Source organism: Pseudomonas sp. 13159349 (assembly GCF_013305685.1).
GTDB lineage: Bacteria > Pseudomonadota > Gammaproteobacteria > Pseudomonadales > Pseudomonadaceae > Aquipseudomonas > Aquipseudomonas asiatica.
In genome coordinates this window covers 4,712,908-4,726,250 of record NZ_CP045553.1, presented here as the reverse complement: position 1 = coordinate 4,726,250, position 13,343 = coordinate 4,712,908, and the positions used below count along the sequence as shown (strand labels likewise).

Below are 13,343 nucleotides of genomic sequence, written 5' to 3'. Positions count from 1 at the left end.
CTCCGTCAGGTCAAGAAAGGGGTTAGAAACTGCTCTGGATCTTCAGGCCGCCGATCAGGGCGCCATCGACTTGCGACACCCCGCCTGGGTGGCGGATGTACTGCAGGTTGGGGCGTACCGTGAGCCAGTCGGCCAAGTGGATGCCGTAATACAGCTCGGCGCTGCACTCGGTGTCCTGTACCGGCAGGAAACCGGGGTTGTCATAGTCGTCGATGCCGGCGGCCTGGTTGACCAGACGCGCGTTCTTGCGATAGGCAGGGTTGACGTGCACGCGGGCGAGGGCGAAACCGATGTCGTCCTTGGCGCGGGCGTCGAATGGCCCTTTGTATACCAGTCCTGCCTGAACATAGTTGTCGATGGCATTGGTCTTCTTGTCGTGCACCGTGGCGTTGGCGAACAGGCTCAGGCCACGCGACTGGTCGGACGCCAGCGAAGTCACCTGCTGCTGGGCGCCGAGCCACAAGCCGTGCTTGCTCGAACTGCTGCGGTAGGCGGCGCCGCTGAGGGCTGCCGGCTGGCCATTGCTGTCCTTGAGAACATCCTGTGCCTTGGCATTACTGTAGTAGTAGCCGGCGCGATATTCCCCTTTCAGGCCATTGACCTGTGGGCTCCATACCAGTTCGATCGGCATTACCGCGCCTTGGGTGCCGCTGCCGCTGAGCTTGAAGCCGTTGCCCGACTCCAGGTTGGAGGGGTTCTGCTCGTACACGCCGACCTGGGCGTAGAGCGCATCGCTGAGGTTGTAGCGGACGCGCAGGGCCCACTGGCTGACCGGCCAGTTGTACCAGATGCCACCTACCCAGTTGCCTACCTGCGAGCCGCAGAAGGCCAGGTTCTGGAAGTCGCAGGGGAAGCTGTTGAAGTCTTCGCCTTCGCCGAAACGGCCGAATTTCACATCCAGTGCGCCATCGAAGTACTTCTGCTTGATCCACATCTGCGTCAGCCGCCAGGTTTCGCCACGGCCCCAGACCTCCTGGGCCGAGGTGAAGCCGCCGACACGCGGGTCGTTGATACGGTCGTTGCTGATGTTGTCGCCGTGGCGCTCGGTAATGGTCAGCTGGAATTCGGTGTCTTTCCAGCCGAGGATCTTCTCCAGGTCCAGGTGGCTGCCGAAGGTGAACTGGTCGCTGTAGCGCGCGGTGCGGTCGTGGTCGTAGCCACCATGCAGGTTGCTGCCCATCTCGCCGGTGTAGCCGAGGGTGAAGTCGTAGCCTTTTTCCAGCAGTTCGCTGCGGGTGCCACCCCAGTCGCCGAGCATCCATGGCGAATCGCTGGCGAACATCTCGCTGGCGCTGCTGGGAGCCGCCAGGGCGCTGAGGGCTAGGCCGATGTAACAGGTTTTGGGCAGTTGGAGCATGAGATAGCGCTATCTTCTGATTGTTGAATAAACGGCAAGCGCATCGAAGGGCGGGCCCTTCAATGGAAATGGCGACAAGATGGTTTCGATGAAGCGATTCAGCTTGCGGCGGGGAGGATATAGGGGAAGTTGTAAGAAAAAAAGACAAATTGTCGCAGTGGATTGTTGTTCGACAGGTAATAATTGGCTGCAGAGGGGGCTGCTTTGCAGCCCAATCGCCGGCAAGCCAGCTCCCACAGGATGGCGTTGCACTTGAGGCAGAAGCAATACCGGTGGGGCTTGCCGGCGAAAGGGGCGCGAAGCGCCCCCGCGATTTCAGAAGGTGGTACGCAGACCCACTTCCACACTACGCCCCGGCGCCGGGGCGATGTCGCGCAGGATCGAGCTGGCATAGCGCACGGTCTGGTCCGTCAGGTTTTCGCCGCGCACAAACGCCAGCCACTGGCTCTGGCCAACTTCGAAGCGGTAACCAACGCTGGCCCCTAGCGTGGTATAGCCATCAGTGCTGGTTTCGTTGGCCGGTTTGCGATGCTGAGACGCAGCGTGTTGCACGTCGACCCGCGCCTGCCAGCGGTCCAGCTCCCAGACCAGGCCGCTGTTCAGGCGCAGCGGGGCGATGCGGGGCAGCGGCTCGCCACTGTCCAGGTTCTTGGCCCGGGTGTAGTCACCAGACACTTCCAACGCGAAGCTGCCGTAACGGTTCTCGGCCAGCTGCCAGCGATCCTGGGCCTCGATGCCATAGAATCGCGCCCGCACGCCCTGATACTGGTACTCCGGGAAACCGCCGTGGTCATGAACGTGATCATGGTCGTGGTCATCCTCATCATGATCGTGGTCATGCCCCTCGCGGATGTTGCCGGTGCTTATCAGGCCGATGTAGTTGCGGAAGTGGCTGTAGAACACCCCGACACTGCCCTTGTGGGTGCCGTTGTCGAAACGCAGGGCCAGGTCGGCGGAAACGGCTTTTTCCTTGTTCAGGCTGGCATCGCCGACTTCAAAGGCTCCGGTGGCCACGTGGGCACCATTGGCATACAGCTCGTAGAAGGTCGGGGCGCGCTCGGTGTAGCCGAGGTTGGCGGCCAGCGACCAGACCGGGTCGAGCTGGTACACCGCTCCGGAAGACAGGCTGAAGGTGTTGAAACTGCTGGCGCTGTCGGCGTCGGCGAAGTTCTCGTTGCCTTTGGCATCCGGATCGACCCGGGTGTGCTCCATGCGTGCACCCAGGCTCAGGTTGAGGCGCTCGGTGGCTTGCCACTGCTCCAGCATGAACAGCGCCAGGCTGTCGGTGTCGGTGTGCGGGACGAAGGCTTCCTCGCCCAACGCGGAGAATTCGTTGCGGCTGACCTGGGCGCCGATCACGCCTTCTACCGGCCCGAGCGGTTGGTGGCGAGCTTCGATACGTGCTTCATAGCCCTTGTTCCTGAAGGTGGTGTGGACCTCGCCTTCTTCGATTTCACGATGCTCGTAGTCGGTGTAGCCGGCATCGACCTTGATCGAAGTGAACGGGCCGTCCATGTCACGCAGCTCGGAGGCGAAGGCGTAATGGTCCTGCTTCATGTCCAGGCGCACACCTGGCTCGGCCACCGAGCCATAGTTACTGTCGTAGCGGCTGTACGACAGGCCGGCGTAACCGTGGTCCCAATGGTAGGCGCCACCCAGGGCGCCACCGTCCTGGCGGCCGTCGCTGTTTTCCAGGCGGTGCTTGCTGCCGGGTTCGTCGGCATCGCGCACCTTGGAACTGCGCGCGTAACCGGGGATGCGCAGGTCGTTGAACTGGCGGCTGTTGGCATCCAGGTGCAGGGCGAAGGCACCGTTGCCGGCCTCCAGCTTGCCAGCGCTGCTGCGGGTGGTATCGGCGCCGCCGTAGCGCAGTTCACCGGCACCGTGGATGCCCTTGATGGGGGCATCCGGGATGCGGTTGTCGAAGGTATTGACCACGCCGCCGATGGCGTTGCCGCCGTAGAGCAGGGCAGCCGGGCCACGGACGATCTCGACGCGCTCGACGGTCACCGGGTCCAGCGGCACGGCGTGGTCGTAGGACAGTGATGAAGCGTCGAGGGTGCCGACGCCATTGCGCAGGATGCGAATGCGGTCGCCGTCCAGGCCACGAATTACCGGGCGACTGGCGCCAGGGCCGAACCAGGTGGAGGCGACTCCGGGCTGCTTGTTCAGGGTTTCACCAAGGCTGCCGTGCTGCTGTTGCAGCAGGTTGTCGCCTTCGAGCACGGTGCTGGGGGCGGCCAGCTGGCTGTTACCCAAAGGGTTGGCGGTGATGACCTGGGGCTCGAGCTCCACCGCTTGGCTGGGTGGTGCGGCAAGCCAGAGCGCGACGGCGAGGGGAGAGAGGCGAAGCGGTGTGTACAGCATGGGGATGGGGCGTTCCTTGGCAGATGCTTTTGTATTGTTACAATATAACATCTCTATTTCAGCACAGAGGTTTTGCGCCTGGCCAGCGGTTTTTCTGTTGACTCACCTGATCCCACCCACCACTACACTCGTGTAAGGTGCGCATCTTTCCTACGGAGCACTGGCATGAGCACGGCCCAACACAACGCGCTGCACGGCAAGACCCTCGAACAGATCCTCACCGAGCTGGTGGCGCACTACCAATGGCAGGGCCTGGCCGAGCGCATCGATGTGCGCTGCTTCAAAAGCAACCCGACCATCAAGTCGAGCCTGACCTTCCTGCGCAAGACGCCGTGGGCACGGGAAAAGGTCGAGCAGCTGTACGTGAAGCTGCAGCGCCAGGCCTGACATGCCGCGTCGCCCCTGGCTGACCGGCATGGCCGTGCTGGGCTGGTTCGGCCTGACCGTGCAGGTGTATCTGGTGCTGCTGGCGCGTTGGCAGGAGCAGGCCAGCCTGGTGGGTGGCCTGATCAATGTGTTCGGGTATTTCACCGTGTTGACCAACACCCTGGTGGCAACGGTGCTCAGTTATGCGGCGTTTGGCCGGGAAGGCCGTGCCAAACGCTTTTTCCTGTCGCCTTCGGTGAGTTCCGCAGTGGCTGCCAGCATCGTGCTGGTGGCATTGGCCTACAGCGTGCTTTTGCGTCACTTGTGGCAACCGCAGGGCTGGCAATGGCTGGCGGACGAGTTGCTGCACGATGTGATGCCCGTGCTATATGCCTTGTACTGGTGGTGCGAGGTGCCCAAAGGTAGGTTGCGGCTATGGCATCTGCTGGTCTGGGCGGTTTACCCGGCGACGTATTTTGCCTACGCGCTGTGGCGTGGGAGCGAGATTGGCGTGTATGCCTACCCGTTCATCGACGTGGCGAGCCTGGGGTATGGGCAGGTAGTGCTCAATGCCCTGGGGGTGTTGGCGGGGTTCTGGGGGATTGGGCTGGTGTTGCTGGGGCTGGATCGGTGGCGGGGGCTGCACAGATTGGCTTGACCTGCACTGGCCCTATCGCCGGCAAGCCACACAGGTACAGCGTTACTCTCGAGGTTGTCGCTGTACCTGTAGGAGCGGCCTTGTGTCGCGATAGGGCCGCAACGCGGCCCCAGGATTGATGCGCGATAGTTGAAATTGCTGGGGCTGCTTTGCAGCCCTTTCGCGACACAAGGCCGCTCCCACAGGGGCTGCGCGATTCCTGTGGCTGGCTTGCCCGATAGGACTAATGCAGGCAATAAACAATCATTCGTCGTCCGCAGTCCCGTCGGCACGCCAGTAGGCCACAGCCTTGAGCGCATCCTCAGGCAAGCCTTTCTCCAGCAACAGTGCCTTGGCCTGCCGGCTCAGGGCTTTTTCCAGTGCCACCCAGCCGTACAACCGGCCCTGCGGCAAGGTCAGGTTCTTCACCAGTGCCAGCAAGTCCTCCTGTTGGCGACGTACCCAGATCACCTCCACCTGTGCCTTGCTAGGCAGTGGCTGGCGTTCCTGCTCGTCTTCGATCTGGATAACCGCCAGCACCTGACGGCCCGCAGGCAACTCCTCCAGGCGGCGGCCAATGGCCGGGATGGCAGTTTCGTCACCGATCAGCAGGTAGCTGTCGAAGATGTCCGGCACCACCATCGAAGCCCGCGGCCCGGCGATGTTCAGGGTTTGCCCGGGTGCCGCCTGGGCGGCCCAGGTGGATGCAGGGCCATCGCCGTGCAGCACGAAGTCGATATCCAGTTCATTGGCCACCAGGTCGATGCGCCGTGGCGTGTATTCGCGCATGGTAGGCCGTGCGCCACCTTCTCGGCCCAGGTTGCGAGCCTCGATGGCTTGCTGTTGCTCCGGCGTTTCGGCGAACAACAGCTTGATATGGTCGTCGCTGCCCACGCTGGTGAAACCTTGCAGCTCGGCACCCCCGAGAGTGATGCGGCGCATGCGCGGGGTCAGTTCGGTGACCCGCAGCACCTGCAGGTGGCGTTGGCGGATTTCGTGGTTGACGCGGTGAATGGTGTCACTCATGGGGTGTCTCCCTGGCAGGTTCAGCCGGCGAGGAGGCGATGGCCTTGGCGGCGTGGTTGAGCAGGTCGCGGACCCGCTCGATTTCTTCCGGTGTCCAGCGGCCGCTGTGCATGTGCAGTGCGTGGCGCAGGTTGCCGACCGCTTCATGAATCTCTGGTGGGCGGTCGTGGCCGCGCAGGGCGCGCTTGCTGACTTCGATGCGCATGCGCACGCCGTCCAGTGCGACGGCCTGTTCGGCCAGGGCGGTGCGGCCGGCTTGTGTGATGGCATAGAGGCGTTTGCTGCCCTGCACCTGGCCGCTGATCAGTTCGGCCTCCTCAAGGAAGTTGAGGGTGGGGTAGATCACCCCGGGGCTTGGGCTGTAGCTACCGTCGAACAGGTTTTCGATCTGGCGGATCAGGTCGTAGCCGTGGCCTGGCTGCTCGGCGAGCAGGGCCAGCATCAGCAGCTTGAGGTCGCCGGGAGCGAAGACGCGCGGGCCGCGTTCGCCACGACCTGGGCGCCGCTCGAAGGGGTCATGGGGGGTATGTTCGCGCATGGGGGCAGGGCTCCGTCGTTTGCGATATATCGTAAGATATTACTCAAGATATATCTAAAGACAAGCCCTTAATTGCAGATGATTATCATCTAGTTGTTCGATGTATCCCCTTGCGGCGCTGCTGTGTGCATGGCCACCTGCGGCGCTTTGCACTCATTCGGATTGCCCGGTTGCAGGTAAGGCATGAGAATCGGAGCCATACCCTTGAGCACCTGCACCGGCAGCGCCGAGGTGAACTTGAAGGCCTCTGCCGAGCGCCCCGGCACGAATGCGGTCAAGGTGCCGAAATGGTTGTCGCCCAGGAAGAACACGAAGGTGGCGGTTCGGTTCAGCGAGCGCGAGCCGATCAGTCGGCCGCCAGCACCAAAGCTTTCGATGCGGTTGTCACCGGTACCGGTTTTGCCGCCCATCACCAGTGGCGTGCCGTCCTGCAGCTTGAAACTGCCGGAAATACGCCGCGCGGTGCCCGCATCCACCACCTGCGACATGGCGCCTTTGAGGGCGCGCGCGACTTCGACCGGCAGAATCCGCACACCCCGGTCCGGGTCGGTGACCAGCTTGGTCTCGTAAGGCGTATTGGCTGCGAAGTGCAGGGTGTCGATCCGCAAGGTCGGCAGGCGCACACCGTCGTTCTGAATGATGCCGACCAGCTCGGAGAGGGCGGCGGGGCGGTCGCCCGAGCTGCCGATGGCGGTGGCCAGCGAGGGTACCAGGTGGTCGAATGGATAGCCCACGCGCTTCCAGCGCTGGTGAATGTCGAGGAACGCTTCGATCTCCACCATGGTGCGAATGCGGCTGTCACGGGCGCCCTGATGGCGGCTCTTGAACAGCCAGCCGTAAACCTCCTGGCGCTCGAAGCGGCTGGCATTGACCATTTCGGTCAAGGTCGAACCGGGGTTCTTCAGCAGGTAACCCAACAGCCACAAGTCCAGCGGGTGGACCTTGGCGATATAGCCCTGGTCGGGTAGGTCGTACTTGCCCGGGCCATAGGCGTCGTACATCTCCGACAGGCGGCCATCGGTCAGTTTGCCCAGGACGATCTTGTCACCCTTGAGGTGGGCGCGGACGAAGGCGTTGAAGGTTTCCTGGCCAGCCTCGGGGAACAGGTAGCGGTGCACGGCCGCCAACCGTTGCGGGGTCACGCGCATGCTGTCGAGGAAGGTGTCCAGGCGCTGCTGCGAGGTCTTGCGCTGGTATTTCTTCCAGAAACGCATCAGGTAGTTGGTGCCTTCCTTGTCGGCGAAACGGGCCAGGTATTCCTGGCGGCGCGGGTCGGAGTCGTCCTTGAGCAGCGGCACGCGGTTATACGGTTGCTGGTAGGTCACGTAGCGCACCAGGTCGCGCATCAGGCGGATGAACGGCAGGTTGATCGATTCGCGCAATGCATCCTTGAGGGTTGGGTTGCGGCTGTTGTCTTCCTTGCGGAAGTTGTTGAACACATGCATGCCGCCGCCGGTGAAGAAGGCTTCGCCGGTGTTGGCCGAATACTTGCGTTCCAGTGCGGCATCGAGCATGGCGTCCAGGCTCTGGTTCTTGCTGTTCTGCGCCAGCCATTCCAGCGACCACTGGCTGATGCGGTCTAGCTCGGCGACTTCGACTTTCTTCAACTCGGCGGCTGGCTTGCCGGCGTATTTGTCGTGCAGTTCGGCGATGATCTCCAGGTAGGTGGTGAGCACCCGCAACTTGGCGGTTGAACCCAGCTCCAGCTTGCTGCCTTCGTTGATATCGAATGGCTGGTCGGTGCTGTCGGTCTGCACCCGCACCCGCGAGCCGTCGGCGGTGCGCTCGAACAAGGTGAAGCTGTAGCTCACCTGATCGGTGGTCTTGGCGGTGAGCAGGCGTTCGCCGATTAGGCCGATCTGCGCCGCGAATTCAGGGTCGGAAAGGTTTTTCAGGTACTGGCTGACCTGCAGTTGCAGGTCGGACTGCAGGGTGCTGGTGGCCGACAGATCCAGCCGGTCGAGATCGTACAGCGGGCGGTTGAGCATGGCTGCCAGGCGGTTGCGTGCCAGGCTGATGCCCTTGTTGGTGACGATCGGCACGATGGTCGGTTGAGCCACCCAGTCGCGGTATACCGCCTTGCTGGCCAGTGCAGCGTCGGCCAGTGGCCGCTCGATGACCTTGTTGGCGGCCAGCACGCGGATGTGCGCGTCGGTCAGTTCGGCCAGTTCGAGCCGCCCCTTGGACAGGTAGTGCGACGGCCGGCGCTGGGCAATCATCAGCGACAGCACCTGGCGCAGGGCCAGGCCGCGTGCGGCCATGCTCTCAGGGTCGCTGGCGGTGGAACTCAGGGCCTGGTTGACCTGGTCGAAATCGGCGCCGTACCACACCCGCAGGCCTTCGGCCATGCCATGCACTTCGCCATGCCCAGGTACTGCCGACAGCGGCACGCTGTTGAGGTAGTCCCGCACGATGCGCTGGCGCGCCTCGGTTGTATCAGGGCCGCCCTGATAGGCACGCACGCTGGCGGAAATCATCTGGCGGATCTTCTCGGCGCCGGAAACGGTCAGGCCGTCCGGTGAATGACGGTACTTTTCAAGCTGCGTGGCCAGGGTGCTACCGCCAGCGGACTGGCCGGGCAGGGCCAGGTACTTGGCCACCTGGCTGTAGGCGGCCTTGGCGAAGCGCGGCCAGTCCACGGCCGGGTTGTTGCGCGGGTCCTTGGTGTCGAGCAGGTCGCGGTTCTCGATGAACAGCAGGCTGTTGACGATAACCGGCGGGATCGCCGCAAAGTCCGGGTACAAGTGTTGCGGGTAGTTGTACTGGTACAGCATGTCGCCACGGCAGTCGGTGATCGACAGGCCAGCCTGGATTTTCTCGATATAGGGGGCGAACAGCCCATGATCGACGTAGTTCATCAACGCCGGCGAGAACTTCACTTGCTCGCTGATCAGGTAGTCGCGCTTGAGCAGGCGTGGCAGGAATTCGCCCAGGGCACTGTAGCCCAGGCGTTTGTCGAACGGCCCTTCGCCGGGGTAGACGATGGCATCGCTGGGGCCTGGTTGCAGCGAATAGGTGAGGGTGCTTGCCAGCTTGCTGAATTCCCGCGACTGCAGGTTGGAGGTGCGGAATTCGTCATATGCAGCGAAGCCGATGGCAACCAGCGCCACCAGCAGCATGAGGATGATCAGCCGCCACCATAGCCGACGCTGACGGGGGGACTTTGGTTGTGGCGTCTCGGCCGGAGGTATCTCGGGTGCTTCCGTTCTGCTTGGTTCCGATTGCCACAGTGCGCCCATAGTCTTCTATCCGGCCAGGTATTTTCGTCTTGCTTGTCTGAAGCTTAGACGTTGAGCGGGTCAGGTGAAAAATTTGTAAGAGACGGAGAAGAGTGGCGTAGGGCTATGCGGCTTTGGTGTGGGTTTCTTCATACGGCGATGTTGCTATGGTGGCCGGGCGATTTGGGGCCGCTTCGCGCCCCATTCGCAGCACAAGGCTGCTCCTACAGGGGAATGCGTATCCATTGTAGGAGCAGCCTTGTGCTGCGAATGGGGTGCGAAGCGGCCCCAGAGATCTAGCTGAATATTCCTGTTTATACAGCGAAAAAACCTGCAAGGGTCTTCCTATACTGCTCGCCCCCTTCGCCTCGCCGGGCGCTCTATTCCGGCACTCGGGCCGGCCCACAAGGCCAGTTCGGCAAGCCAATGCCACGCCTATCGGCCTGGCTGGAGCTGCACGAAGGTCAAATCCAATAACAAAATGAGGTTGTATTGCTATGCCAGTCGGCAACCACTCTGCCCACGGCCAGGCCGCTGAAGGCGGCCCGCTCAAGCGTGAACTGGGCGAACGGCACATCCGCCTGATGGCGCTGGGCGCCTGTATCGGTGTCGGTCTTTTCCTCGGTTCGGCCAAGGCCATCGAAATGGCCGGCCCCGCCATCATGTTGTCCTACATCATCGGCGGCCTGGCCATCCTGGTGATTATGCGCGCCCTTGGCGAAATGGCCGTGCACAACCCTGTCGCTGGCTCGTTCAGCCGTTATGCCCAGGACTATCTGGGCCCGCTGGCGGGCTTCCTTACCGGCTGGAACTACTGGTTCCTGTGGCTGGTGACCTGCGTTGCCGAAATCACCGCGGTGGCCATCTACATGGGCATCTGGTTCCCTGACGTACCACGCTGGATCTGGGCCCTGGCGGCGCTGGGCAGCATGGGGGCGGTCAACCTGGTGGCCGTCAAGGCCTTTGGTGAATTCGAGTTCTGGTTCGCCCTGATCAAGATCGTCACCATCATCGCCATGGTCCTTGGCGGCATCGGCATCATTGCCTTTGGCTTCGGCAATGACGGCGTGGCAGTGGGTATTTCCAACCTTTGGAGCAACGGCGGCTTCATGCCCAATGGCGTGACCGGCGTGCTGATGTCGCTGCAAATGGTCATGTTCGCCTACCTGGGCGTGGAAATGATCGGCCTGACCGCCGGTGAAGCACGCAACCCGCAAAAGACCATCCCGCAGGCCATCGGCTCGGTGTTCTGGCGCATTCTGCTGTTCTATGTCGGTGCGCTGTTCGTGATCCTGTCGATCTACCCTTGGAGCGAAATCGGCAGTCAGGGCAGCCCGTTCGTCATGACCTTCGAGCGCCTGGGCATCAAGACCGCCGCCGGCATCATCAACTTCGTGGTGATCACTGCAGCGCTGTCGTCGTGCAACGGCGGCATCTTCAGCACCGGGCGCATGCTCTACAGCCTGGCGCAGAACGGCCAGGCCCCGGCGGCCTTCGCCCGTACGTCGAAGAACGGCGTGCCGCGCAACGCGCTGCTGCTGTCGATCGGTGCGCTGCTGCTGGGCGTGCTGGCCAACTACCTGGTGCCGGAGAAGGTCTTCGTCTGGGTGACTTCGATCGCCACCTTCGGCGCGATCTGGACCTGGGTGATGATCCTGCTGGCGCAACTGAAGTTCCGCGCCGGCCTGAGCTCCACTGAACGCAAGGCGCTGAAATACCGCATGTGGCTGTGGCCGTTGAGCTCGTATCTGGCGCTGGCCTTCCTGGTGCTGGTGGTCGGCCTGATGGCGTACTTCGAGGATACCCGCGTGGCGCTGTACATCGGCCCGGCGTTCCTGGTGCTGCTGACGGTGCTGTACTACGCGTTCCGCCTGGCGCCGAAAGACGCGCAGGGTGTGGCCAGTACTGCTTCCTGATCTGAAATGGCTGGGGCCGCTTTGCGGCCCTTTCGCGACACAAGGCCGCTCCTACAGGCGACCGCAGCCAGCTGCATGGGTCGCGGTCGCCTGTAGGAGCGGCCTTGTGTCGCGATGGGCTGCGTAGCAGCCCCAGGGTTCTATCAGGCCGCCACTTCGCTGTTCGGTTCAAAGCTGTCCGCCCGCGCCAGCTGCCACATGCGCGAATAGAACTGCCCGTTCACCTCGCCAGTCAGCAGTTCACCCGGCTTCAAGAACACATGCATCTGCGAGAACAGTTTGATCTCGGTGGCCGAGATGCGCCGTACCAGGTGCTTGGCTTCCAGCTGCGCCGGGTGCTCCAGGCCCGCTGCCGCAAGCATTTCGGCCAGGGCACGCAAGGTATTGTGGTGGAAGTTCAACACCCGCTGGGCTTTGTCCGGCACCACCAGCGCACGCTGGCGCAGAGGGTCTTGCGTGGCCACACCGGTCGGGCACTTGTTGGTGTGGCAGCTCTGCGACTGAATGCAGCCGATGGCGAACATGAAGCCGCGCGCCGAGTTGGCCCAATCAGCGCCAATGGCCAGCACGCTGGCAATGTCGAACGCGCTGACGATCTTGCCGCTGGCGCCCAGCTTGATCTTGTCGCGCAGGTTCAGGCCAACCAGGGTGTTGTGCACGAACAGCAACCCTTCGCGCAGCGGTACGCCAATGTGGTCGGTGAACTCCACCGGCGCCGCGCCGGTGCCGCCTTCCTTGCCGTCGACGACGATGAAGTCGGGCAGGATGCCGGTTTCCAGCATGGCCTTGGCGATGCCCATGAACTCCCACGGGTGGCCCAGGCAGAACTTGAAACCTACCGGTTTGCCGCCAGACAGCTCACGCAACTGGGCGATGAACTGCATCATCTCGATGGGTGTGGAGAAGGCGCTGTGGCGCGACGGCGATATGCAGTCTTCGCCCATCAGCACGCCACGGGTTTCGGCGATTTCCCGGGTCACCTTGTGCTTGGGCAGGATGCCGCCATGGCCGGGCTTGGCGCCTTGGCTCATCTTGATTTCGATCATCCGCACCTGCGGGCTGCGTGCCTGGGCGGCAAAGCGTTCGGGGTCGAAGCGCCCGTCTGGCGTGCGGCACCCGAAGTAGCCGCTGCCCAGTTCCCAGACCAGGTCGCCGCCATGCTCGCGGTGATAGGGGCTGATGCTGCCTTCGCCGGTGTCATGGTGGAAGTTGCCCAGCTTGGCGCCCTGGTTGAGGGCGCGGATGGCGTTGGCACTGAGCGAGCCAAAGCTCATCGCCGATATGTTGAAGATCGACGCTGAGTATGGCTGGCTGCATTGCGGCCCGCCGACGATGACCCGGAAGCTTGCCGGGTCGGCCAATGGCGCCGGGCGCATGGAGTGGCCGATGAATTCGAAGCCGGACTCGTACACGTCGATCAGGGTGCCGAAGGGTTTGTCCGAGGCTTCGTTCTTCGCCCTTGCGTAAACCAGCGAGCGCTGGGCGCGGGAGAACGGCAGGGCGTCGCTGTCCGCCTCCAGCAGGTACTGGCGAATTTCCGGGCGAATGGCCTCGACCAGATAGCGGATGTTGCCCAGGATCGGGTAGTTGCGGCGTACTGCGTGGCGTTGCTGCAACAGGTCGAACAGACCGATGAGGCTGAGGATTCCGGTGCTCAGGGTGAACGGCCACAACCATTCGTGGTGGGTGAACGGCAGGCTCGCCAGGGTGAACAGCACACAGGCGGCGAAGAAGGCATAGCGACTGAGAAGTGACAGGCTCATACAGGGTCCTTGCGATGGCGCGGTCAGGCTCAGGGCCTGGGGCAAACCCCGACCATAGCCAAGTTGCTCGGCTGTGCAAATTAAAATCGGGGTAGCGAAAATCATTCTCGCAGAGCCTGGCGATAGTCTTCAGGCCAATACGGGCTTTTGTAGGA

The 13,343-nt window shown here is 62.7% G+C and carries 9 protein-coding genes; 3 read left to right on the top strand and 6 right to left on the bottom strand.

The window, feature by feature from the left end; genetic code table 11:
• Positions 1-22: 22 nt before the first annotated feature.
• Together GEV38_RS21790 and GEV38_RS21785 are read right to left on the bottom strand one after the other, a co-directional pair.
• Positions 23-1,357, bottom strand: a complete 1,335-nt coding sequence (locus tag GEV38_RS21790; protein ID WP_173896017.1) for a carbohydrate porin — start codon at positions 1,355-1,357, stop codon at positions 23-25.
• 315 nt (positions 1,358-1,672) lie between these two features.
• Positions 1,673-3,724, bottom strand: coding sequence for a TonB-dependent receptor (locus GEV38_RS21785; RefSeq protein ID WP_054573740.1), 2,052 nt, complete (start codon positions 3,722-3,724; stop codon positions 1,673-1,675).
• Between the two features lie 165 nt (positions 3,725-3,889).
• Between GEV38_RS21785 and GEV38_RS21780 the strand changes: the two genes are divergently transcribed.
• The gene (locus GEV38_RS21780; protein ID WP_003252112.1) at positions 3,890-4,111 is read left to right on the top strand and encodes a VF530 family DNA-binding protein; all 222 of its coding nucleotides are present in this window, start codon (positions 3,890-3,892) and stop codon (positions 4,109-4,111) included.
• Position 4,112: 1 nt separating this feature from the next.
• The gene (locus tag GEV38_RS21775; protein ID WP_015271585.1) at positions 4,113-4,748 is read left to right on the top strand and encodes a Pr6Pr family membrane protein; all 636 of its coding nucleotides are present in this window, start codon (positions 4,113-4,115) and stop codon (positions 4,746-4,748) included.
• A gap of 243 nt (positions 4,749-4,991) precedes the next feature.
• On the opposite strand, the gene GEV38_RS21770 is transcribed toward GEV38_RS21775, so the two are convergent.
• The 3 genes from GEV38_RS21770 to GEV38_RS21760 all read right to left on the bottom strand — a co-directional run bounded on the left by GEV38_RS21770 (position 4,992) and on the right by GEV38_RS21760 (position 9,530).
• Entirely contained in the window at positions 4,992-5,753 is a 762-nt protein-coding gene (locus GEV38_RS21770) for a siderophore-interacting protein (protein WP_015271584.1), read from the bottom strand.
• Complete coding sequence (locus GEV38_RS21765; protein ID WP_054573739.1) at positions 5,746-6,291, bottom strand: PadR family transcriptional regulator; 546 nt, start codon at positions 6,289-6,291, stop codon at positions 5,746-5,748. The genes GEV38_RS21770 and GEV38_RS21765 overlap by 8 nt, the downstream gene beginning before the upstream one ends.
• Before the next feature lie 89 nt (positions 6,292-6,380).
• Positions 6,381-9,530 (bottom strand): transglycosylase domain-containing protein, encoded by a 3,150-nt coding sequence (locus GEV38_RS21760; protein ID WP_054573738.1) that lies wholly within the window; start codon positions 9,528-9,530, stop codon positions 6,381-6,383.
• Positions 9,531-10,006: 476 nt separating this feature from the next.
• Between GEV38_RS21760 and GEV38_RS21755 the strand changes: the two genes are divergently transcribed.
• Complete coding sequence (locus GEV38_RS21755) at positions 10,007-11,425, top strand: amino acid permease (RefSeq protein ID WP_013973978.1); 1,419 nt, start codon at positions 10,007-10,009, stop codon at positions 11,423-11,425.
• A gap of 143 nt (positions 11,426-11,568) precedes the next feature.
• Here GEV38_RS21755 and GEV38_RS21750 read toward each other — a convergent pair whose 3' ends face one another.
• Entirely contained in the window at positions 11,569-13,188 is a 1,620-nt protein-coding gene (locus GEV38_RS21750; protein WP_015271581.1) for an FMN-binding glutamate synthase family protein, read from the bottom strand.
• Positions 13,189-13,343: the final 155 nt, after the last annotated feature.

Excerpts from the sequence above, each read along its gene's own strand:
- GEV38_RS21790 (WP_173896017.1), bottom strand. The coding sequence starts at position 1,357 with ATGCTCCAACTGCCCAAAACCTGTTACATCGGCCTAGCCCTCAGCGCC.
- GEV38_RS21785 (WP_054573740.1), bottom strand. The coding sequence starts at position 3,724 with ATGCTGTACACACCGCTTCGCCTCTCTCCCCTCGCCGTCGCGCTCTGG.
- GEV38_RS21780 (WP_003252112.1), top strand. The coding sequence starts at position 3,890 with ATGAGCACGGCCCAACACAACGCGCTGCACGGCAAGACCCTCGAACAG.
- GEV38_RS21775 (WP_015271585.1), top strand. The coding sequence starts at position 4,113 with ATGCCGCGTCGCCCCTGGCTGACCGGCATGGCCGTGCTGGGCTGGTTC.
- GEV38_RS21770 (WP_015271584.1), bottom strand. The coding sequence starts at position 5,753 with ATGAGTGACACCATTCACCGCGTCAACCACGAAATCCGCCAACGCCAC.
- GEV38_RS21765 (WP_054573739.1), bottom strand. The coding sequence starts at position 6,291 with ATGCGCGAACATACCCCCCATGACCCCTTCGAGCGGCGCCCAGGTCGT.
- GEV38_RS21760 (WP_054573738.1), bottom strand. The coding sequence starts at position 9,530 with ATGGGCGCACTGTGGCAATCGGAACCAAGCAGAACGGAAGCACCCGAG.
- GEV38_RS21755 (WP_013973978.1), top strand. The coding sequence starts at position 10,007 with ATGCCAGTCGGCAACCACTCTGCCCACGGCCAGGCCGCTGAAGGCGGC.
- GEV38_RS21750 (WP_015271581.1), bottom strand. The coding sequence starts at position 13,188 with ATGAGCCTGTCACTTCTCAGTCGCTATGCCTTCTTCGCCGCCTGTGTG.